The sequence below is a fragment of the Halalkalibacter oceani genome, from assembly GCF_040544555.1.
GTDB lineage: Bacteria > Bacillota > Bacilli > Bacillales > Bacillaceae_D > Halalkalibacter > Halalkalibacter oceani.
Genome location: NZ_JBEPKD010000022.1, coordinates 1 through 21,047 on the forward strand (window position 1 = coordinate 1; position 21,047 = coordinate 21,047).

The 21,047-nt window shown below is 48.5% G+C and carries 27 protein-coding genes; 26 read left to right on the forward strand and 1 reads right to left on the reverse strand.

Annotated features, from left to right (window positions below; translation table 11 throughout):
• Together ABMB67_RS18155 and ABMB67_RS18160 are read left to right on the forward strand one after the other, a co-directional pair.
• On the forward strand, positions 1–353 hold a 353-nt coding region (locus ABMB67_RS18155), incomplete at its 5' end, for a transposase (protein WP_354572947.1).
• A 204-nt stretch (positions 354–557) separates the two neighbouring features.
• Positions 558–1,454: a patatin-like phospholipase family protein gene (locus ABMB67_RS18160; RefSeq protein WP_251224014.1), complete on the forward strand. Its 897-nt coding sequence runs from the start codon at positions 558–560 to the stop codon at positions 1,452–1,454.
• A gap of 20 nt (positions 1,455–1,474) precedes the next feature.
• Here ABMB67_RS18160 and ABMB67_RS18165 read toward each other — a convergent pair whose 3' ends face one another.
• Positions 1,475–1,879, reverse strand: coding sequence for an SA1362 family protein (locus ABMB67_RS18165; protein WP_251224013.1), 405 nt, complete (start codon positions 1,877–1,879; stop codon positions 1,475–1,477).
• 286 nt (positions 1,880–2,165) lie between these two features.
• Between ABMB67_RS18165 and ABMB67_RS18170 the strand changes: the two genes are divergently transcribed.
• The 24 genes from ABMB67_RS18170 to dxs all read left to right on the forward strand — a co-directional run bounded on the left by ABMB67_RS18170 (position 2,166) and on the right by dxs (position 21,042).
• Complete coding sequence (locus ABMB67_RS18170; protein ID WP_251224012.1) at positions 2,166–2,648, forward strand: YqhR family membrane protein; 483 nt, start codon at positions 2,166–2,168, stop codon at positions 2,646–2,648.
• A 65-nt stretch (positions 2,649–2,713) separates the two neighbouring features.
• Entirely contained in the window at positions 2,714–3,148 is a 435-nt protein-coding gene (aroQ, locus tag ABMB67_RS18175; RefSeq protein ID WP_251224011.1) for a type II 3-dehydroquinate dehydratase, read from the forward strand.
• A gap of 5 nt (positions 3,149–3,153) precedes the next feature.
• The gene (locus tag ABMB67_RS18180; RefSeq protein WP_251224010.1) at positions 3,154–4,224 is read left to right on the forward strand and encodes a M24 family metallopeptidase; all 1,071 of its coding nucleotides are present in this window, start codon (positions 3,154–3,156) and stop codon (positions 4,222–4,224) included.
• A 111-nt stretch (positions 4,225–4,335) separates the two neighbouring features.
• The gene (gene efp, locus ABMB67_RS18185) at positions 4,336–4,893 is read left to right on the forward strand and encodes an elongation factor P (RefSeq protein ID WP_251224009.1); all 558 of its coding nucleotides are present in this window, start codon (positions 4,336–4,338) and stop codon (positions 4,891–4,893) included.
• A 270-nt stretch (positions 4,894–5,163) separates the two neighbouring features.
• Entirely contained in the window at positions 5,164–5,445 is a 282-nt protein-coding gene (locus tag ABMB67_RS18190; protein WP_251224008.1) for a YqhV family protein, read from the forward strand.
• Positions 5,446–5,463: 18 nt separating this feature from the next.
• Complete coding sequence (spoIIIAA, locus tag ABMB67_RS18195) at positions 5,464–6,393, forward strand: stage III sporulation protein AA (protein ID WP_354572948.1); 930 nt, start codon at positions 5,464–5,466, stop codon at positions 6,391–6,393.
• Positions 6,390–6,902, forward strand: coding sequence for a stage III sporulation protein SpoIIIAB (spoIIIAB, locus tag ABMB67_RS18200; protein WP_251224006.1), 513 nt, complete (start codon positions 6,390–6,392; stop codon positions 6,900–6,902). The genes spoIIIAA and spoIIIAB overlap by 4 nt, the downstream gene beginning before the upstream one ends.
• Positions 6,903–6,923: 21 nt before the next feature.
• On the forward strand, positions 6,924–7,130 hold the full coding sequence (spoIIIAC, locus tag ABMB67_RS18205; protein WP_251195445.1) for a stage III sporulation protein AC: 207 nt from the start codon (positions 6,924–6,926) through the stop codon (positions 7,128–7,130).
• Between the two features lie 14 nt (positions 7,131–7,144).
• Complete coding sequence (gene spoIIIAD / locus ABMB67_RS18210; RefSeq protein WP_349775623.1) at positions 7,145–7,534, forward strand: stage III sporulation protein AD; 390 nt, start codon at positions 7,145–7,147, stop codon at positions 7,532–7,534.
• 59 nt (positions 7,535–7,593) lie between these two features.
• Complete coding sequence (spoIIIAE, locus tag ABMB67_RS18215) at positions 7,594–8,769, forward strand: stage III sporulation protein AE (protein ID WP_354572949.1); 1,176 nt, start codon at positions 7,594–7,596, stop codon at positions 8,767–8,769.
• Between the two features lie 13 nt (positions 8,770–8,782).
• Positions 8,783–9,439, forward strand: coding sequence for a stage III sporulation protein AF (spoIIIAF, locus tag ABMB67_RS18220; RefSeq protein ID WP_354572950.1), 657 nt, complete (start codon positions 8,783–8,785; stop codon positions 9,437–9,439).
• Positions 9,436–10,098 (forward strand): stage III sporulation protein AG, encoded by a 663-nt coding sequence (gene spoIIIAG, locus ABMB67_RS18225; protein WP_251224002.1) that lies wholly within the window; start codon positions 9,436–9,438, stop codon positions 10,096–10,098. Before spoIIIAF ends, spoIIIAG begins: the two co-directional genes overlap by 4 nt.
• A complete protein-coding gene (locus ABMB67_RS18230) occupies positions 10,098–10,742 on the forward strand; it encodes a SpoIIIAH-like family protein (protein ID WP_354572951.1) in 645 nt (214 codons plus the stop codon). The genes spoIIIAG and ABMB67_RS18230 overlap by 1 nt, the downstream gene beginning before the upstream one ends.
• 171 nt (positions 10,743–10,913) lie before the next feature.
• Positions 10,914–11,285: a hypothetical protein gene (locus ABMB67_RS18235; protein ID WP_251224000.1), complete on the forward strand. Its 372-nt coding sequence runs from the start codon at positions 10,914–10,916 to the stop codon at positions 11,283–11,285.
• A 234-nt stretch (positions 11,286–11,519) separates the two neighbouring features.
• Complete coding sequence (gene accB / locus ABMB67_RS18240; RefSeq protein ID WP_354572952.1) at positions 11,520–12,017, forward strand: acetyl-CoA carboxylase biotin carboxyl carrier protein; 498 nt, start codon at positions 11,520–11,522, stop codon at positions 12,015–12,017.
• Positions 12,018–12,031: 14 nt separating this feature from the next.
• The gene (gene accC, locus ABMB67_RS18245) at positions 12,032–13,417 is read left to right on the forward strand and encodes an acetyl-CoA carboxylase biotin carboxylase subunit (RefSeq protein ID WP_354572953.1); all 1,386 of its coding nucleotides are present in this window, start codon (positions 12,032–12,034) and stop codon (positions 13,415–13,417) included.
• Positions 13,418–13,419: 2 nt separating this feature from the next.
• Positions 13,420–13,815 carry an Asp23/Gls24 family envelope stress response protein gene (locus ABMB67_RS18250; RefSeq protein ID WP_251223997.1) on the forward strand — a complete coding sequence of 132 codons (396 nt, stop codon included), beginning with the start codon at positions 13,420–13,422 and terminating at the stop codon, positions 13,813–13,815.
• Positions 13,816–14,072: 257 nt separating this feature from the next.
• Positions 14,073–14,480 carry a transcription antitermination factor NusB gene (gene nusB, locus ABMB67_RS18255; RefSeq protein ID WP_251223996.1) on the forward strand — a complete coding sequence of 136 codons (408 nt, stop codon included), beginning with the start codon at positions 14,073–14,075 and terminating at the stop codon, positions 14,478–14,480.
• Positions 14,481–14,493: 13 nt separating this feature from the next.
• Entirely contained in the window at positions 14,494–15,339 is an 846-nt protein-coding gene (gene folD, locus ABMB67_RS18260) for a bifunctional methylenetetrahydrofolate dehydrogenase/methenyltetrahydrofolate cyclohydrolase FolD (RefSeq protein WP_251223995.1), read from the forward strand.
• Positions 15,340–15,347: 8 nt separating this feature from the next.
• Positions 15,348–16,709, forward strand: coding sequence for an exodeoxyribonuclease VII large subunit (gene xseA, locus ABMB67_RS18265; RefSeq protein WP_354572954.1), 1,362 nt, complete (start codon positions 15,348–15,350; stop codon positions 16,707–16,709).
• Complete coding sequence (gene xseB, locus ABMB67_RS18270; RefSeq protein ID WP_251223993.1) at positions 16,706–16,939, forward strand: exodeoxyribonuclease VII small subunit; 234 nt, start codon at positions 16,706–16,708, stop codon at positions 16,937–16,939. The genes xseA and xseB overlap by 4 nt, the downstream gene beginning before the upstream one ends.
• A gap of 3 nt (positions 16,940–16,942) precedes the next feature.
• On the forward strand, positions 16,943–17,833 hold the full coding sequence (locus tag ABMB67_RS18275; protein WP_354572955.1) for a polyprenyl synthetase family protein: 891 nt from the start codon (positions 16,943–16,945) through the stop codon (positions 17,831–17,833).
• Positions 17,834–18,533: 700 nt separating this feature from the next.
• A complete protein-coding gene (locus ABMB67_RS18280; RefSeq protein ID WP_251223991.1) occupies positions 18,534–19,142 on the forward strand; it encodes a CNNM metal transporter family protein in 609 nt (202 codons plus the stop codon).
• A 10-nt stretch (positions 19,143–19,152) separates the two neighbouring features.
• Entirely contained in the window at positions 19,153–21,042 is a 1,890-nt protein-coding gene (gene dxs / locus ABMB67_RS18285; protein ID WP_251223990.1) for a 1-deoxy-D-xylulose-5-phosphate synthase, read from the forward strand.
• Positions 21,043–21,047 lie beyond the last annotated feature (5 nt).

Consider the following 21,047-nt stretch of genomic DNA (forward strand, 5'->3'; position numbering starts at 1 on the left):
GAATATCTTATCGACTCGGTAGTATTATCCTAGCAGAAATAGGCGATATACACAACTTTAAGACACCTAGTCAGCTATTGGCTTTTGCGGGGATGGAGCCATCCATTTATGAATCGGGTGATGGAAGAGGGAAAGGGAAGATGGTCAAACGTGGCTCTCCTTATTTGCGTTGGGCTCTGTATCATGCCGCACGATTGGTTGCCATTTATTCACCGACCTTTAAGAATTATTATCAAAAGAAACAATCGGAAGGAAAACATTATCACGTCGTGCTTAGTCATATCGCGAAAAAACTGATAAGAGTCATCTTTCATTTACTTCGGAAAGAAGAAACCTATAAAGAAGCCCAATAACCCCCATTTTTTAAAAGGAGGCCATTATAGGCTTCTTTGTCATGCTTACATTTCTATTTTACGAAAGCTTTACCCTTCTCCTATTACTGCTTGACTTTATATAGTTAGTCTCTTACATCATGAACAGTACATAACAACTTAGCAAAAAACATAGGCTTGGTTCCCTTCTCCTCTCACATAGGATGGAGAAGGGGGTGTGTACACATGAAGGTTGATGGAGTGTTTGCGGGAGGTGGCGTGAAAGCATTTGCCTTTGTCGGCGCGCTGCAGGTGATGGAGGAAAAGGGGTATGCCTTTGAACGTCTGGCCGGAACGAGTGCCGGCTCGATTATTGCTGCGCTGATAAAAGCCGGCTATCAGAGCGGCGAGCTTTACACCCTACTAGATGAACTCGATGTCGAATCGTTGAAAGATGAGCGGATGTCTTATTTGCCGTTCCCGATGATGAAATGGATTCATCTCTATTTCAAATTGGGCTTATACAGAGGGGATCGCCTTGAAGCCTGGATGAAACAGCTGCTGGATGCAAAAGGAATCAGAACTTTTGCTGATTTGCCGCATGGCTCGCTTCGCATCATTGCTTCGGATTTATCAAGGGGAAGGCTGCTTGTGCTGCCCGATGACCTAAAGGAATACGGCGTCATTCCGGAGAAGTTTCCCGTGGCGCGGGCTGTCCGGATGAGCTGCAGCATCCCGTTTTTCTTTGAACCTGTGAAAATGTATAATCGGACGGATGGCGGCAAAGGTTCTTATATTGTCGATGGCGGCGTGTTGAGCAATTTTCCGATGTGGCTGTTTATGGACGGGAAAAAAAGAAAAGGGAAACGGCCGGTGATCGGCTTTCAGCTGACCCCCGAATTGAAGGAAATGCCGACGAATGATATTAAAAACGCGATTTCGATGTACCGCGCGCTTTTTGAAACGATGAGCTCGGCCCATGACACACGGTACATTGTCGCTGATCATGCGAAAAATATCGTCTTTATCCCGATTCTGGATGTGAAGGCGACGGATTTTGAGCTGTCCGAGGAGCAGAAGGAACAGCTCATTACTCTTGGAAGAACAGAGACGGAGGACTTTATTAGAAAATGGTGTTATTAAACGCAAAAAACCGGGAGCGATTAAAATAAAGCCCGGTTCTTTTTTTTATTTTTCTTGCCCTCAATCACCGTTAAATGAGGGTTGGCTGTTCTATGTTTTGCAAGCCGCGCAGGCTTGGATTTAGATGCTCGTAATGTTTTGCCTCGTGCGAGAAAGGATGGGGGTGCGGACTCTGCTTTCTTCGAGCTTGTTCGCTTCGCTTTACGGAGCTGGGCCCGCGTCGGTCCAGTTCGAGAGGGAAACAGGCTGGTGCCGTAGCGTCGCGCCATCACCCAGCGGATCACGAGAAAAAGCAGTCCGGCAAACCCGGCAATGACAAGCAAATTAACAAGAAAACCGGCAGCATTAAAGATCAGTTGATACCCAAGCCCGATTAGAGCAAACAGAAAAACGACCGGAATGATATATTTCATAAATGAACGCATGTGCCCACCTCCGTAGAAAATAGATGCGTTACCACCTGTTTTAGAGCATGCTTCTTCTTAGTAAATTCCCATTTTTCATGTGGTTTAAACAGAGAATCCTTTCATTATAATATATATGCTTTATGATGAAAAGGGAATCACATTCGTGGAGTTTGTATAGTATTTCGCTAAAATAGGGAAAAAATCCTTTTTACAAGCTGTGACAACTTTTTGAGAAACAGACTGTTCATAGAAGGCTATGGAAATCCTGTCAGGCGGACATACTAAACCCGTGGAGGTGAGATGATTGGGAAAACAGCATCTGGAACAGAATGAGCAGGAAATGCAAATGTCATTTCCGGCCAAAGTGGCGCTGATCGGGATATTTGGCGGGATCATTTGGTCGCTTTTAGGCTATTTTGCCTTCTTTTTTCATTTCATTCGTGTCGGGCCGGCTCTGGCCTTGATGCCGTTTGCGTTAGGCGACTGGAAAGACACCTATATCGGCCAGTTTGTCGGAGTGGCGGTCATCGCTGTCTTATCAATCGGAGTGGCGTTTACTTACAAGCTTCTTTTGCAAAAACAGCATAAGATGTGGGTTGGTGTCGTCTTTGGTCTCGTTCTTTGGGGCCTCGTGTTCTATGTTCTTAATCCTATCTTTCCGGGACTTAAACCGATCGGGCAATTGGATTCAAATACGTTGATTACGTCGCTTTGTTTGTATGTACTTTACGGTGTGTTTATCGGCTATTCGATTTCATATGAATATGAGCAGCAGCGTCGAAACTAATTCAATCAGCGGTTTAGTTTGTGCTACAATGAAAGCGTACAAATGATGGAAAGAGGGGAAACGATTTGAAGCATTTCTATGTGATTAATGGGCCTAACTTAAACCGTTTAGGAAAAAGAGAACCGACTGTATACGGGAAGGAAACGCTTGAAGATCTGGAAGCGTATGTTTCGACGAAGGCTGAGGCATTAGGGTGTAAGGTGACATGTTTTCAATCGAATATCGAAGGCGAGATTGTCAACTGGATTCACCAGGCGGAAGATGAGCAGGCTGCTGGGATTCTGCTTAACCCGGCAGCCTTTACGCATTATAGCTACGCCATTCGCGAAGCAATTTCCAGCGTTGCGGTTCCCGTGATTGAAATTCACCTTTCTAATGTGCACGCCCGTGAACCGTTTCGCCATCAATCTGTGACGGCGGCTGTCACGAAGGGGCAAATTGTCGGATTTGGCTTTAGAGGCTACGAGCTTGCCTTACGTGCTTTACTTGAAGAGGAGTGATGAAGATGGATCGATTAACGAAGCTGAGAGAGCAGTTTACCACGTATAACATTGACGGGCTTTTGATTACAAGCAGCTACAACCGCCGCTACATGGCCCGCTTCACAGGGACGGCAGGCGTTGTCCTGATCGCGGCCAAGGAAGCGGTGTTTATTACCGATTTCCGCTACGTAGAGCAGGCGAAAGAACAGGCCGCAGGTTTTACGATTGTCCAGCACACTGGTCCGATTTATGAGGAGGTCGCGCGGCAGGTCGAGCGGCTTGGCATCACGAAGCTCGGTTTTGAACAGGCGCAGCTTACATACGAGGCGCACTCGATTTACAATAATGTTATTAAAACGGCAGAACTTGTCCCGGTTGGTGGACTCGTCGAGGACATTCGCTTGAAGAAGGATGATGAGGAAGTTAAAATCATCCAGGAGGCGGCGGATATTGCCGATGCCGCTTTTGCGCATATTACCACGTTCATCCGGCCGGGTGTAACAGAGCTTGAGGTCGCCAATGAGCTTGAATTTTTTATGAGAAAGCAGGGGGCGCAAAGCTCTTCCTTTGATATTATTGTCGCCTCCGGTTATCGTTCAGCTCTTCCGCACGGCGTCGCCAGTGAGAAGGTCATTCAAACGGGAGAACTTGTCACGCTTGATTTCGGCGCCTATTATAAAGGCTACTGCTCTGATATTACCCGCACCGTTGCGGTCGGACAAATCAGCGAGGAGCTTCATACGATTTACCATACTGTGCTCGAGGCTCAGCTCCGTGGAATGGCGGGAATCAAAGCAGGGATGACCGGCAAGGAGGCCGATGCGTTGACGCGCGACTATATTACGGAGAAAGGCTACGGGGAGTATTTCGGTCACTCGACAGGCCATGGGTTAGGCTTGGAAATCCATGAAGGACCGACGTTATCGATGCGTTCTGAAACCGTGCTTGAACCGGGGATGATCGTCACCGTGGAACCGGGTATTTATATTGCCGGTGTCGGCGGGACGAGAATTGAGGATGATATTCTCATTACGGAGGATGGCAACTCGACCTTTACCCACTCGCCAAAGGAATTGCTTGTCATTGGTGGATGATCACTTGAAAAAGCAGGGTGAAATAGTAAAGGAAACTTTTTCAAAGCTGTGGTATAGTAATGGTTGTGAGTGAACATCTGATGATGCAGATGGAAGATGGAGGAAACGAATATGATTTCAGTAAACGATTTTAAAACAGGTTTAACGATTGAAGTGGATGGTGGAATTTGGCAGGTTATCGAATTCCAACATGTAAAACCGGGTAAAGGGGCCGCCTTTGTTCGTTCAAAGCTGCGCAACCTGAGAACGGGAGCGATTCAGGAAAAAACATTCCGCGCGGGCGAGAAAGTGTCAAAAGCCCATATTGAAAATCGCCGTATGCAATATTTATATGCCAGCGGTGATATGCACACGTTCATGGATAACGAATCCTACGAGCAAATTGAACTGCCGAGTGCGCAAATTGAGCGGGAGCTGAAATTTTTAAAAGAAAACATGGAAGTGCAAATCATTACGTATCAAGGGGAGACCCTTGGTGTCGAAGTCCCTAACACGGTACAGCTTGAAGTGACGGAAACGGAGCCGGGTATTAAAGGGGATACAGCGTCTGGCGGCACGAAGCCGGCTACGCTGGAAACCGGATTAACGGTTCAGGTGCCTTTCTTTATCAATCAAGGGGACGTCCTTATTATTGATACGCGCAGCGGCGCTTACGTATCACGGGCATAACATGATAATACAGAAATCTCCATCAGGTCATGTGCTTGATGGAGATTTCTTTGTTTGCGCGACAAAAGCAGGAAAATAGGGGGCGGGGCTGTTCTAGCGCTTCAGGGCTGTGTCTATCAAGAGGTAAGCGCAGAGAAGAATCGGACGGCGGCTTGCTTTAAGCTTGAGAAAAAGGTGGAAAACGACCTTTTTTCTCAAGCTTTTTTTATAGTTCTAAACCGGGGCCGCCCACTCATAGGTTGTACAAAGAAAGAATGTCGAGGTGAAGGTATGAAGACATGGTTTCACGCGGTGGAAATGACGCTGTTGGTCATGGTCGGGTTACGCGTTCTTTCAGGCTTAATAGAACTGACCGCGGCCGGTTTGATGCTTCGTTTTAATAGTGTTGAAAAAGCGATTGGCTTAAATGCGATGCTTGTCATAATTGGTCCGACTATTTTTATTACTTCGATTGCAGTTGGACTGATCGGGATGTCGGATCGTTTATCGTTTTCAAAATTTGCTTTTATTGGAGCTGGTGTCCTGCTTATTTTAATCGGGATCAGAAAGTGACGAAAAGGAGAGAGGGCTATGCTTGAGGATGTGCTGCGCATCTTGCCGGAAACGATACGCCAAATGCTGAAAAACATCGAACCTGCTTTGCAGAATAAAATCGAAGAGATCCGGGTCCGTGTCTCAAGGCCGCTGGAGGTGATGATTGCCGGCAAGCCCTATTATCCGTCCAGTTCTGCCGGTGTTTATCAAGTAAAAGGTGATGATGCCGCTTTTTTGTTAAGCCAGCTTAGTCAATATTCGATTTATGCCTTTGAAGAAGAGTTGCGCAGAGGCTTCATTACGATAAAAGGGGGCCATCGCGTCGGTCTTGCCGGAAAGGTCGTTCTTGATAAAGGACAAGTCAAAACATTGCGCGATATTAGCTCGTTCAATATCCGGATTGCCCGCGAAACGATTGGCGCAGCGGATCGGCTGGTGTCCGAGCTTTATCAGGGCAGGTGGCTTAACACGCTGATTATCGGTCCGCCGCAGGCCGGAAAAACCACTTTGCTGCGCGATTTGGCGCGATTGATCAGCGAAGGGATGCCGGAGCGGCAGATTCCGTCATTAAAGGTCGGAATCGTCGATGAGCGCTCTGAAATCGCCGCCAGTATGAAAGGCGTTCCCCAGCTTCAGCTAGGAGGCCGGGTCGATGTGCTTGATGGTTGTCCGAAGGCTGAGGGAATGATGATGATGATTCGTTCGATGAGTCCGGATGTGCTCGTCGTTGATGAAATTGGGAGAAAAGAGGACGTCATCGCCGTTCAGGAGGCGCTGCATGCCGGGGTGAACGTCATGACAACAGCACACGGCTTTTCCGTTGAGGATGTGAAGCGGAGGCCGGCGCTTCAGGAACTGCTCGCCCAAGGCGCATTTGAACGGCAAATCGAGCTGACAAGGCGAACAAAACCGGGAGTCGTCAAGCGGATTCATCAGCAGAAGCGAAATGACGTGATCATCCGATGAAGCTGCTCGGTGCGATTTTCATTCTGTTGGCGACGACAAGCATCGGCTTTGAATATGCGAAGCGGCTGAGCGAACGGCCGCGTCAGCTGCGCCAGCTGAGGGTGGCGATTCAATCATTGGAGGCTGAAATGATGTATGGTCTGACGCCGTTGGCCGAGGCGAGCAGGCATATTGCCGAACAGCTGCCAAAGCCGCTTTCACTCTTTTTCATGAGCTTCTCGGAGCGGCTTTCCCACTACGAGCAAACGGCGTTTGACGCATGGAAGGAAAGCGTGGACGAGACATGGCAGAGGACGTCTTTGTTGGATAGTGAACGGGAAATCATGCTGCAATTTGGCACGACGCTCGGCCAGCATGATCGGGACCAGCAGCAGAAGCAAATTAAGTTGACCCTCGCTCATTTAGAAAGAGAAGAGCTGGAGGCGAAGGACAGACAAACACGGTATGAACGGATGATTAAGAGCCTCGGCTTTCTTAGCGGCTTATTGATTGTTGTACTGATGTTGTAGGCGGACGAAGGAGGAGAGGTTGTGATGTATGATGTAAACACCATTTTCCAGATTGCCGGAATCGGCATTGTTGTCGCGATGATCCATACGGTTTTAAAGCAGATGGGAAAAGAAGATTGGGCGCATTGGGTGACATTGATCGGCTTTATCATCGTCCTTTACATGGTGGCGACAATGGTTGATGACTTATTTCAAAAAATCAGGGGTGTTTTTTTGTTCCAAGGGTGAAGGAGTGGGTTGCGATTGACATCATTCAAATTGTCGGGTTAGGGCTGATTGCGACCTTCCTAGCCCTCGTTGTCAAAGAGCAAAAACCGATATTTGCTTTCATGCTAACAGTTTTTGTCGGCGTTTTGATTTTTCTTTTTTTAATTGATGAAATTACAAAAATTATCGCGATGCTCTCCGGGATTGCCGAGCAGGCGAATATGAATATGATGTACTTGCAAACGATTTTGAAAATCATCGGAATTGCCTACATTGCGGAGTTCGGGGCGCAAATTGCCAAGGATGCGGGACAAGCCGCCATCGCCTCGAAGATTGAACTGGCAGGGAAAATTTTAATTCTTGTGATGGCAATTCCGATTTTGACGGCGGTGATCGAAGTCGTTCTTACGTTGATTCCGAATTGAAGCTTCTAAGCGATGGACATGATGACCACCTTCGTACGTGGAATGGAAGTGAGATCAAAATGAAGAAAATCATCTTTATACTGAGCTTTACGCTCCTGCTCTTTATCGTATGTCAGCCGGCGGCAGCCGAGGAAGAGAGAATGGACGAGCATGGCTTTGTCGAGCAGCAGCTTGAGCAGCTTCAGCTTGACGAAGTAAGAAGCTATTGGGAGCAAATTTCGAACGAATATGGTGGTTTTTTGCCGGAGAGCCAAAAGGGTTCATTTCTGGAATTCGTCCGCGGTGAAAAGCAATTCTCGCCCAAAGAATGGGGCGTTGGCGCAGTAAAGTTTTTGCTGCATGAGCTGTTAGTCAGCGGCAAGCTGCTCGGTTCGCTTATTTTGCTGACGGTGTTCTGCATGATTCTCCAATCGCTGCAAAACGCTTTTGAACAGCATACGATCAGTAAAGTCGCCTATGCGGTTACGTATCTCGTGCTGATGATTATTGCGTTAAACAGCTTTCATGTCGCGATCAGCTATGCCTCTGACGCGATCAGCAGCATGATTCATTTTATGATCGCGCTCCTCCCTTTGCTGCTGGCGATCATGGCTTCGATCGGCTCGATTACATCGGCCGCTTTGTTTCATCCGCTGATTATTTTTTTCGTCAATACGAGCGGCCTCCTTATTCAGCATCTTGTGCTGCCGCTATTGTTTCTGTCAACGATTCTGAGTATTGTCAGCACGTTGACCGATCATTACAAGGTGACGAAGCTGGCGACTTTTCTCCGCAATTTGGCGGTCGGCATTCTCGGTGTTTTTCTGACGATTTTCCTAGGGGTTATCTCGGTCCAGGGAGCATCGACGGCGGTCACGGATGGCATCACGGTCCGTACGGCTAAGTTTCTCGCCGGAAATCTGGTGCCTGTCGTTGGCCGGATGTTTACCGATGCCGCCGATACGGTACTGAGCGCCTCGCTGCTGTTAAAAAATACAATCGGCGTCGCCGGGCTTGCGATTCTTTTATTGCTTTGCGCGTTCCCGGCGATGAAGGTCCTCTCACTGGCGCTGATTTTTTCGATTTCCTCAGCCGTGCTGCAGCCGCTTGGCGGGGGGCCGATTATCGATTGTTTAAGCATCATCGGCAAATCAATGATGTTTGTCTTTGGCGCAATGGCCGTCGTTTGTCTGATGTTCTTTCTGGCGGTGACGATTATGATTGCTGCGGGAAATGTCTCGTTAATGATCAGGTGAGGAGGATAAGGGGATGGAATATATCACGGAATGGCTAACGACGATTATTTTGCTCATTTTGTTTGCGACCGTACTGGAGCTGATGATCCCGAATTCAGCGATGCAGCGCTATGTCAAAATGGTCGTCGGCCTTATGCTTCTTGTCGTCATGCTCCAGCCGCTTCTCTCGATTTTTCAGGACGATGTCGACAGCTGGCTCTTTGCTTTAACAACCGAGGAGACAAATCGTGCCGAGCAGAACGTCACGAATTCGATAAATTTGCAAAAAAGAGAAATAGAGCTCGGACAGCGTGCATATATTTCTGAACAGGTGGCTGTCCAATTAGAGAGTCAGGTGGAAGACATGCTGGAAGAGGAGCATCACTTGAATATTGCGCAGGTCGAGGTGGAACTGGCGGAGGATGCCGGTGCAGAGGAGCCTTTCACAGAACAGCAGGTCAAAGCGGTCCATGTCGAGGTGCAGGAGCGCGAGCGGGAGGATGAGCTTGAGCCGTCCGACGCGGTTGATGCTGTGGAAGTTGTTCGGATTGACACATCTCTGTCAGTGGAAAGTCAAGCTTCGCCCCGCACCGACGAGCTTAGTAACATCGTGCCGCTGCTCTCCGAATATTGGGACATCCCTGAAGAAATGATTTCAATCGCGTGGGAAGGGGGGAAACGAGCCGAATGAATCAGGATGAACAGAAGGATCGCCAATGGCTGACGGCGTTATTCAAAAAGACGGATAACGGCAAAGGCCGGAAATGGCCTCTCCACTATGTGCTGCTTGTAGGCTGCATTGGAGTCGCGCTGATGATCACAGGCAACCTTCTGACAAACACTACAGATGAAGAAGAACCATCCTTGCCCGTCTATCAGGAAGATCAGGAGGATGAAGCAGTCTTTGGATCAAGATCCTCAGCTGAGCCGAATTCAATGGAAGATTATGAGATTCAATATGAAAATCAGCTGAAGGAGGCGCTTGAGCAAGTGGTTGGCTTATCGGATGTTTCCGTCATGATCAACTTGGCCGAGACGGAACGTTATGTTTACGAAAAGGATACGAATACAAAGGTTCAAAACACCGATGAAACGGATCGTGAAGGGGGAACACGACAGGTGGAGGATCACAGCAGGGAGGAGCAGGTTGTGATTATCCGAAATGGCGATAAAGAGGAGCCGCTTCTCATTCAAAAAGAAAAACCGGAAGTCCGGGGAGTGCTGATCGTCGCCAAAGGCGTTGAAAATGCTCAGATTAAAAGCTGGGTCGTAGAAGCCGTTAGTCGGGTGCTGGACGTTCCGTCTCATCGAGTATCGGTCATGCCGAAAAAAACAAGGGAGGATTCATAATGGTCTTGAAGAAACAAACGGTTTGGTTGTTAACAATGTTGAGCTTAATTGTCGTGCTTTCTGTCTATTACGTCACGTCTCCTGATCAAATTCCGGGTGATGAGGTCGCGTATGTGGGGGATGAAGAAAATGGCGAGATGACACTGGAGCAGATGCCGCATGATGATCAGGGATCTGTCGTCGATATGGAAGAAGAGCTAGCAGAAGCAATGGAAGGGGAAAGTGAAGAAGGAGAGGCAGCGGGAAGTGAAGAAGAAGCAGCAAGTGAGACACTCTCAAATGCGGCCGGCAATGACACGTTCTCGACCATTCGCATGGATCTTCAGGCATCAAGAGACCGGATGGCTGAGGAGCTGACGCAAATCGTCGCTTCCGCTGATGCTTCGGCTCTGATGAAGAGTGAAGCCCATGATAAGCGGATGGAGCTCCAGCGACTGGCGCAAAACGAAGCGACATTAGAGACGCTGATCAAAGCGAAAGGCTATGAGGATGTCCTCGTTATGACAGAGGAAGACAGAGTCCGCGTGATCGTCCAGACGGATGAATTATCACGGGCTGAAGCGAATGAAATTTATCATATGACCTTTGATCAGCTTGGCGTAGGGATGGATGTCGCGGTAACGCACCAGGCGGCAGCTCAATAATAAAGCCCGATTGAAAAAAAAAAGCGGTTTTGCTGTGGAGCGGGTCTCCGCCGCGAAGCCGCCTTGCTCATTTCGACCCTTCTTTTAGCCGGATCTTTCGTCAGAAGGTGCATCTCCTTATTTGTCTATGATATAATACGCAACGTAACTTACTCGTGAGGAGAGATTGCCATGGAATGGACGGATTTAACGGAAGGTGCGAAGGCAGTACTTGAGCAAACACGCAATATGAAAAATGATAATATTCAAATCGTCGAATTTGAAATTGGATTTGAACAGGAATTTGAAGCCGGGGATCAAGACACCTACAAGGTTTCCATCCAAGAAGAGGATTATGAGAATTTAAAGCGTTACACGCAGGAAAATGAATATGGTGATAAATACCATATGGCCCGCAATAAGAATATCGTCAAAATCATTTTGTTGGAGGATGGGAAGATTCCGGATAACTTATCTGAGTTTCCCGTGTTTCGTCAATACAAAAAGGACGCGCTCGTAAAAGCAGAGGAAGAGAAGGAAATCACTGTCGACAGCGAAGAATAATCAAAAAGGGGAAGAGGGAGGCCGCCAGAAGCAGAGGCGACTCCGCCCGCTGTCATAAAGAGGTGTGTTAAAAAGGAGAGACGACCTTTTAACGCACCTCCTTCTTTCTGTCATGTTTTTTTGTTTGACGAATGTCAATCGAAAAAAGGGATATGAAATTTCCTGACGAAGATAAATAGGGTCAGCCGAATTGTATGATATAATATGAAAAAATAAGATTAGGAGTGTACATATATGTTGAAAGTGCAAGAAATAAAAGAGTTAATCAGAGCGCTTGATCAATCGGATGTAGATGAGCTGAAGTTTGAGCAGGATGGAACAAAGCTCGTTTTGAAAAAGCAGCAGGCAATACCTGTACAAGTACAAGCACCAGCTTCACCTGCTCCTGCCGCGGTAAGCCAGCCGCCGCTGAAACAGGTGGAAAACGCAGTGTCCGAAGCACCTGCTGCAGAAAAAGAAGCGGGTTCAGAAAGCAAGGCCAATGATGACAAGCTTCACACGATTACATCACCAATGGTTGGAACATTTTATGCAGCACCTTCGCCTGATGCCGATCCGTATGTCGCTAAAGGAGACCAAGTCAAAGAAGAAAGCGTTGTCTGCATCGTCGAAGCGATGAAGCTGATGAATGAAATCGAAGCAGAAGTAAACGGAAAAATCGTCGATATTCTTGCTGAGAATGGGGAGCTTGTTGAGTATGGACAACCCCTGTTTGTTGTGGAGCTTAGCTAATTAGGAGAGATATGATGATAAAAAAGGTATTAGTTGCAAATCGAGGAGAAATTGCTGTCCGGATTATCCGCGCCTGCCGGGAGCTTAACATCGAAACAGTCGCGATCTACTCAGAAGCAGATAAGGATTCGCTTCACGTCCGCCTGGCTGACGAAGCTTATTGCATCGGACCGACAGCATCCAATAAGAGCTATCTTAATATCACAAATATTATGAGCGTCGCCACATTGACAGAGGTTGACGCGATTCACCCGGGCTATGGCTTTTTAGCTGAGAACGCTGATTTCGCTGAAATTTGCGGCGCCTGCAATATTACGTTTGTCGGGCCGAGCCCTTTTGCGATTAATCAAATGGGAACGAAGGATGTTGCCCGGAAAACGATGGAGAAAGCCGGCGTGCCGATTGTCCCGGGATCTGACGGAATTGTCGCCAATACGGAAGAGGCTGTGAAAATAGCGGAGGAGATCGGCTATCCGGTCATTATTAAAGCGACAGCCGGCGGCGGTGGAAAAGGAATTCGCGTGGCGCGCAACGAAGAGGAACTGAAAAAAGGAATGAATGTCACTCAGCAGGAAGCGGCTACCGCTTTTGGGAATCCCGGCGTTTACCTGGAAAAATTCATCGAGGACTTCCGCCACGTTGAAATTCAGGTGCTGGCAGACAATCACGGAAACGTCATTCATCTTGGCGAGCGTGATTGCAGCATTCAGCGCCGGCTGCAGAAGCTGGTCGAGGAAACGCCTTCTCCGGCCCTGACACCGGAAAAGCGGGCGGAAATGGGTCTGGCAGCGGTAAACGCAGCGAAGGCCGTCAACTATTCAGGAGCAGGGACAGTGGAATTCATTTACGACCATACAAATGGAAACTTCTATTTTATGGAAATGAATACACGGATTCAAGTTGAGCATCCTGTAACAGAAATGGTGACGGGGATCGATTTAATTAAAGAGCAGCTTCGCGTCGCAAGTGGAGAGGTGCTTTCTTTGAGGCAGGAGGAGGTTACCTTCCAGGGCTGGGCGATGGAATGCCGGATTAACGCGGAGAACCCGCGGAAAAATTTCATGCCGTCCCCAGGTAAGATCACGAATTATTTAGCGCCGGGAGGCTACGGAGTTCGCGTTGATTCAGCTGTTTATCCCGGCTACGTCATCTCGCCATTCTACGATTCGATGGTAGCCAAAGTGATTACGCATGGGGCGACGCGTGAAGAGGCCGTGGCGAAAATGAGAAGAGCGCTTGAAGAATTTGAAATCGAAGGGGTAGAAACGACGATTCCTTTCCATCTTCGTCTTCTGCATCATGATACGTTTCTCTCAGGTGATTTCAATACGAAATTTCTTGAACAGCATGATGTGATGTCCGTCCAACTAAAATCCAACAGTGCAAAAATGGAGGAATAATGATGAACGAGAATCATATTTTAGAGCTTGAAGAGCAAAAATCAGAGCTGGGAAAAGTTGAAATTTCACCGGAAGTCATCGAAGTTATTGCCGGCATTGCCGCTTCGGAAGTCGAAGGCGTCGCCACGATGCGCGGCAACTTTGCGACGGATGTCGCTGAAAAGCTTGGCCGCAAAAATCACGGCAAAGGCGTCAAGGTCGAGCTTGGCGAGGATGGCATTACCGTCGATGTATCGGTCGTGATCACATACGGCGTGGCCGTCCCTGAGGTGGCGAAATTTATTCAATCGAACATTAAGCAGGCGCTGCAAACGATGACCGCAATCGAGCTTCAGGCTGTGAACGTCCATGTCGTCGGCGTTCAGTTTGAATCTACTGAAGCAGAAGCCGATGAATAATAAGTAATCCGGTTTGAGGATGTTTCCAAAGAGAAATTTGCTTCCCTTTGGAAATATCCTCTTTTTTCTGGGTAAACTATACCATTAGAAGAAATCGCCAAAGTCTTGTAAAAGATCGAAAATGAAGCGTTGAACCGTTTTGCCCGAGCCTACGCTTTGTCACATTTGAAAACTAAATTGTTCTGTTTTCACGAAACATGTTATGCTATTATCAACATAATAACTGTGCAAAAACGCATGCTTAAAGGAGTTTGACAATGAACCGAAGACTAGCAAGACTAAGAGCTGCTCAAGCGCTCTATCAAATTGATTTAGCAGAAAGCTCTGTGGAGGAAGCGATTGAAAGCGTGCTTGAAGAGGGAGAAGAGCCAAGCCCTTTTATGATCGAGCTCATTCGTGGGACGCTTGAGCATCTGCAAGTAATTGATCCTGTTATTTCTTCAAGTCTTCAAGGCTGGAGTCTCGAGAGAATGGGATTGGTTGACAGAGCCATTGTACGGATGTCTTTTTATGAGATGAAATACATTCATGATGTTCCTCTAAGCGTTACGTTTAATGAAGGGATTGAACTGGCCAAGGCATTTGGCGGGGAAGAGTCGGGACGTTTTATTAACGGAGTCCTTTCAAAAGCAATGGAAACAATTCAGGAAGATGTGCAAAAGTGAAGGAGTGGAGAGCATGACCGCAAAGTTGTTGAACGGAAAAGAACTTGCCCAGAAAAAGAGAGAGCAATTGAAAAGTGATGTCGAAGCATTGACAGAGCATCATCGCCAGCCTGGACTGGCTGTTATTCTTGTCGGGGAAGACCCGGCATCAACGACGTATGTTCGTTCGAAGCAAAAGGCCTGTGAACAGGCCGGCATTTATTCCGTATTGATCAAGAAGGATGATACGATTTCAGAAGAAGAGCTGCTTGCTGAAATTGACCGCCTGAATGAAGATCCGAAAATTGATGGAATCCTCGTCCAGCTCCCGATTCCGAAGCATATTTCCGAGCAGGCGGTGATCGAACGGATTCATCCGGACAAAGATGTCGATGGTTTTCATCCGATCAATATCGGGAAAATGATGACCGGGGAAGAAACCTTTTTACCTTGCACGCCATACGGTGTTGTTGAAATGTTAAAGGAAGCGAAAATCGAGATTGCCGGAAAGCACGCTGTCATCGTTGGCCGAAGCAATATCGTCGGAAAGCCGGTTGGCCAGCTACTGCTTAATGAAAATGCGACCGTTACATATTGTCACTCCCGCACAAAAAATTTAAGAGAGATGACAAAGCAGGCCGATATTCTGATCGTCGCGATCGGACGTCCGAACTTCATTGAAGCCGCGGATGTAAAGCCGGGTGCTGTCGTCGTCGATGTCGGCATTAACCGTGTTGACGGCAAGCTTTGCGGAGATGTTGATTTTGAAGGAGTCAAAGAAGTCGCTTCGCATCTTACTCCGGTACCAGGCGGAGTTGGTCCGATGACGATTACGATGCTGCTTGAAAATACCGTTCAATCCGCCAGGAAGCGCGTATAGGTGGTTGGATGAAAGCGCAAGACATCTATACGATCTCAGAAGCGACGAGATACATAAAGGCTTTGATTGAAGAGGATATTCTTCTTCAGGACATTTGGCTTCGTGGAGAGCTGTCAAATGTAAAATGGCATAGCCGTGGTCATCTGTACTTCACGATCAAAGACGATCAATCCAGAATGCAGGCAGTGATGTTTGCCGGACATAATCGTTACTTAGCCTTCAGGCCTGAGAACGGCATGAAGGTCCTTCTGCGCGGAGAAATCAATGTGTACGAGCCCTATGGCCAGTATCAGTTTTATGCAAAAGAAATGCAGCCAGATGGAATCGGCAGCCTCTATCTCGCTTATGAAGAGCTGAAAGAAAAGCTGCAGGCTGAAGGGCTGTTTGACGCTGAACGGAAACGGGCGATTCCCGTCCATCCTAAGCGAATCGCGATAATTACCTCGCCAACAGGGGCGGCGATCCAGGATATTTATACGACGCTGAAGCGCCGCTATCAGTTGGCCCAGCTGACGTTATTTCCTGTCCTCGTCCAAGGAGAGCAGGCACCGGGATCAATCGTCGCGGCGCTTGAACAGGCGACAACCGCCGATTGCTTCGATGTGATCATTGTCGGCCGTGGTGGCGGCTCGATTGAGGAGCTTTGGGCATTCAATGATGAACGGGTGGCAAGGGCGATTGCCCAAGCAACCGTGCCTGTCATCTCGGCTGTCGGACACGAAACGGACTATACGATCAGCGATTTTGTCGCTGATTTGCGCGCCCCGACCCCGACTGCCGCCGCTGAGCTGGCGGTGCCGGATCAACAGGAGCTGACAAGAACGATCCGCTCGTTGGAACGGCAGCTTATCCGCGGAATGAAGGAACGCCTTGACCGGGAAGCGAACAAGCTGAACCGGCTTCAGCGCTCCTATGCTTTCCGTTATCCAGGCCAGTTAGTGAGACAGAAGGAACAGGAGCTGGACGGCCTGATCGAACGGCTGAAGCGGGCGATGAAATACCGAGTCACCGAACCGGTTAACCGGCTGAATGCAACGAGGGGACGCTTAAAGCGGCTTCATCCTGAACAACAGCTGAATCAGGCGAAGGAACGGACGCAGCGGCTTGAGCAGGCTCTGATCAAAAGCATGCAGGCCCGGCTTACAAACAGTCAGCAGGCTTTCCAGCAGAAGATCGGCGAATTACAGCTGCTCAGTCCATTGCGCTTAATGGATCGGGGCTACAGTCTTGTGTACGATGAACAAAACAGATTGCTTAAATCAGTCGCGCAGGTCGAGCTTGATCAACCGGTCCAAATTCAATTTCAGGACGGGGAAGTGACCTGCCGCGTCGAGGATAAACAATTCATTGCCAGGGGGGAGAAGAAATGACAGAGGAAAAAGAACGCAGCTTTGAAGAGGCGCTGAGTGAGCTGGAAGAGGTTGTCGAGAAGCTCGAAGAAGGGGATGTTCCACTGGAAGAAGCGATCTCGATGTTTCAGGTAGGGATGGCACTCTCGAAGCAATGCCATGAGAAGCTGATGAAAGTTGAAAAGCAGATGGATCAGATTCTTCACCCGGATGGAGAGATTGAAGAACTAACTTTCCGGGAGGAAGAGTAAAACGTGGACAAACAGCTACATGAATTTTTGCAGAAGCAAAGAGAAGTCATTGAACAAAAGCTGCCAACCTACCTTGAACGGCTTCAGGCGCCGGAAACGTTAAAGGAGTCGATGCTCTACTCCTTGCATGCCGGCGGAAAACGGATTCGTCCGGCGCTGTTGTTGGCGACGCTGCACAGCTTCGGCAAACCGACTGAAGCGGGCCTTGATGTCGCCTGTGCGATTGAAATGATCCATACCTATTCCTTGATTCATGATGATCTTCCGGCGATGGATGATGATGATATGAGAAGGGGAAAGCCGACGAATCACAAAATTTACGGCGACGCTGTCGCGATTTTAGCTGGCGATGCCCTGCTGACGTTCAGCTTTGAGCTTGTCGCCGGCTCTGAAAAAGGAGAGCTGACGCCTGAACAGAAGTTGCGGATCGTCGCCGAAATCGCTAAAGCTTCCGGCCCTGAAGGAATGGTCGGTGGACAGGTTGCCGACATCGAAGGGGAAAACCGGCAATTAACGCTCGAGGAGCTCACCTATATTCACCATCATAAAACGGGTGACCTGCTTACGAGTGCGATTGTTTCCGGAGCGATTATTGCCGGAGCAGACCGGGAGGATACGGAATGTCTCCGCCTGTTTGCGAAAGAACTCGGCTTATTGTTTCAAATCAAGGATGACATTCTTGATGTCGAAGGCGACGCCGCGATGATCGGCAAGCCTGTTGGAAGCGATCACGACAATAATAAGAGCACCTATCCGAGTTTGCTGGGGATGGACGGGGCAAAACGGGAAATTGAAGCGCATAAGAGAAAAGCAAAGGAATATTTATATAAAGTAAAGATGGATCACATGCTTTTGGACGCTTTTACCGATTATGTGGCAGACCGGGATCACTAGTGCCTGGCTTTTCCATTGAGCAACACCCCTACACATGTTATAATGAATAGTAAACGAGAGTGGTGCAGTATTCTAGTCGGTTCTCCGTTCTTGAAGGCGGGGCTAAAAATCCGCCAAAGGGCACATCGATGAAGCTCCTTGTTTCGGCTTGAGGCGCCCAGCCTTGGGTCGAAGCTGGGAGATAAGGTAGGAGGGCGATCCGCAAAGGCATGTGGGCGATGACCCTGTTACCGTGGAGGCCTTTTACCCGGTGGATACGCGTGTATTTTACCAGGGTAAAGGGTATGAACCTGCAACGGCAAGCTAGGGAGCTTGTCTGCAGCGTAGCCTGCCTTGAGTGGAGGAAGAGGGGATTATGGATAGAGGATTTAGCGGCAGTCGGCCAACTGCTTCTAAATTTTACCCATATGAAATCTACTCTGCAAAAGAGGATAAAAGAACGGCACGGGACCGCTGAGGAAATCTCCTAGACTGTTCGATTGACATTTAAAGAGGATTACAGTGTAGACTAAGTGGTAATCCAGTCTGGCGTCTGGCGACAGCGTCAAATTCAGCATAAAGGGAAACCGCCGTTGCGGCGACGCAGCGGTGCTGAATTGGGAAATCCTACTGGACCTAAGCTACAGAGTTTACTCTTTAAATGACCACTCCATTACATAGGTACGGGGACTTTATAAAAAAAGGTGATAGAGAAGCGCTTATGAAACCTCTTCAGAAATCAATACAGTGGAGCTTGGGAATTGCCGTTATCACTCTGGTGCTAGCGGCTATTTTTTCAGTTATTTCAACGTTTATATTAAGCGGCGTTACATGGGCGCTCGGGATGCTTATTGTCCTTTTGATTGTCTTTATCGGGGTGTTTTTTGATACAATAGGAGTCGCAGCGACGGCGGCTGATGAGAAGCCCTTTCATGCGATGGCCTCTGAGCGGCTCCATGGCGCAAAGCATGCTGTGCTCATTACGAGAAATGCAGACCGGTTTGCGAATTTCTGTAACGACGTCATCGGCGATATTTCAGGGATTGTAAGTGGAACCGCTTCCGCTTATGTCGTGCTCCAGCTCTCTTTGCAGCTCGGCTACGGGGAGACGTCGGTTCAGCAGTTTGCGATATCGATTTTGTTTACAAGCGTCGTTGCCGCTTTGACAGTCGGAGGAAAAGCGCTTGGAAAAACGTTAGCGATCCACTATTCGACTTCGATCATTTATCAAGTCGGTAGATTATTGTACATTTTAGAGGTAAACTTGAAAATAAAAGTGTTTGCAACAAATGGAAAAGGGAAGAAAAAAGACAAATTGACACGAAAGTGAGGGTTCTCACGTGAAGCTAGAGGATTGGAAAGACCCAAGCGAGCTGAAGAACTATTCGAAGAAGCAATTGGAGGAGCTCGGTGAGGAAATACGCCATTTCCTTATTGAAAAGCTCTCCGTCACTGGCGGTCATCTCGGTCCTAATTTAGGAGTCGTGGAACTAACCTTGATTCTACATCAGCTGTTTGACAGTCCAAAGGATAAATTCATTTGGGATGTCGGACATCAGGCTTATGTTCACAAAATCTTAACAGGACGGGCTGACCAGTTTGACAAGCTTCGCCAATATAAAGGATTGTGCGGCTTTCCAAAGCGCAACGAAAGCGAGCATGATGTGTGGGAAACGGGGCACAGCTCAACATCGCTTTCCGCGGCAATGGGGATGGCGACAGCGCGTGATTTAAAAGGAACGGACGACCATGTTGTCGCGATTATCGGCGATGGCGCGCTGACCGGCGGAATGGCATTAGAGGCGCTCAACCATATCGGCCATGAACAGACGAATTTAATTGTTGTCTTGAATGATAATGAAATGTCGATTGCGCCGAATGTCGGAGCGTTGCATAACGTTCTCGGACGGCTGCGCACGGCCGGAAAATATAAAAAGGCGAAAGAAGAGCTTGAGCAATTAATCAAGAAAATCCCGGCTTTTGGCGGTAAGATTGCTTCGACGGCTGAACGCGTGAAGGACAGCCTGAAATACTTGCTCGTTTCCGGTATTTTCTTTGAAGAACTTGGCTTTACTTATTTAGGACCGGTTGATGGACATGATCTTGACGACCTGGCGGAGAACCTGACCTTTGCGAAGAAGACGAAGGGACCAGTACTCGTCCATGTTCTGACGAAAAAAGGAAAAGGCTACGAACCGGCGGAGAATGATGCGAAAGGGACATGGCATGGTCTCGGGCCGTACAAAATTGAATCAGGGGAAGTTGTGAAAAAGCCTGGGCCGCCGAGCTACAGTGGTGTTTTTGCTGAAACGCTCAAGAAAATTGCCCGCGAGGACAAGCGGATTGTCGCCCTAACAGCAGCGATGCCTGGCGGGACAAAGCTGGACGTTTTTGCGAAGGAGTTCCCGGAGCGGATGTTTGATGTCGGGATTGCCGAACAGCATGCGACGACGATGGCCGGTGGATTGGCAACGCAAGGGATGAAGCCTGTCTTTGCTGTTTATTCGACATTTCTGCAGCGCGGCTATGACCAGCTTGTCCACGATGTATGCCGGCAAAATTTGAACGTCGTCTTTGCGATTGACCGCGCTGGTTTGGTCGGAGCTGATGGAGAGACGCATCAGGGTGTCTTTGATATCGCTTATCTCCGTCATTTGCCAAATATGAAAATTTTAATGCCGAAGGATGAAAACGAGCTTCAGCATATGATTTTCACCGCAACGCAATATGACGATGGCCCGATCGCCGTCCGCTACCCGCGCGGGAACGGCTATGGCGTTAAGATGGATGAAGAGCTGCAACGGCTGCCGATTGGCAAATGGGAGCAGCTTGAGGAAGGAACGGATGCCTGCATTTTGACATTTGGTACGATGCTGCCGGTCGCCGAGGAAGCGATTGCCCAGCTGCGGGCGCAAGGCTATTCGATTCGTCTCGTCAACGCCAATTCAGCAAAGCCGCTTGATGAAGACCTGCTTCATAGTCTCGCGAAGGAACAAATTCCCGTGCTGACGGTTGAAGAAGCTGCATTACAAGGCGGTTTCGGCAGCGCCGTACTCGAATTTTTCCACGATCATAATTATCATCATATGGAAGTGAAGCGGATGGGGATCCCGGATCAATTTATCGAGCACGGCAACGTCTCCCAACTGTTGGAGGAGATCGGCTTAACCTCAGCGGCGATTACTGAGCAGATGCGCTCGATGCTTCCGCAAAAAAGACAGAGGGCGTAAGGGCG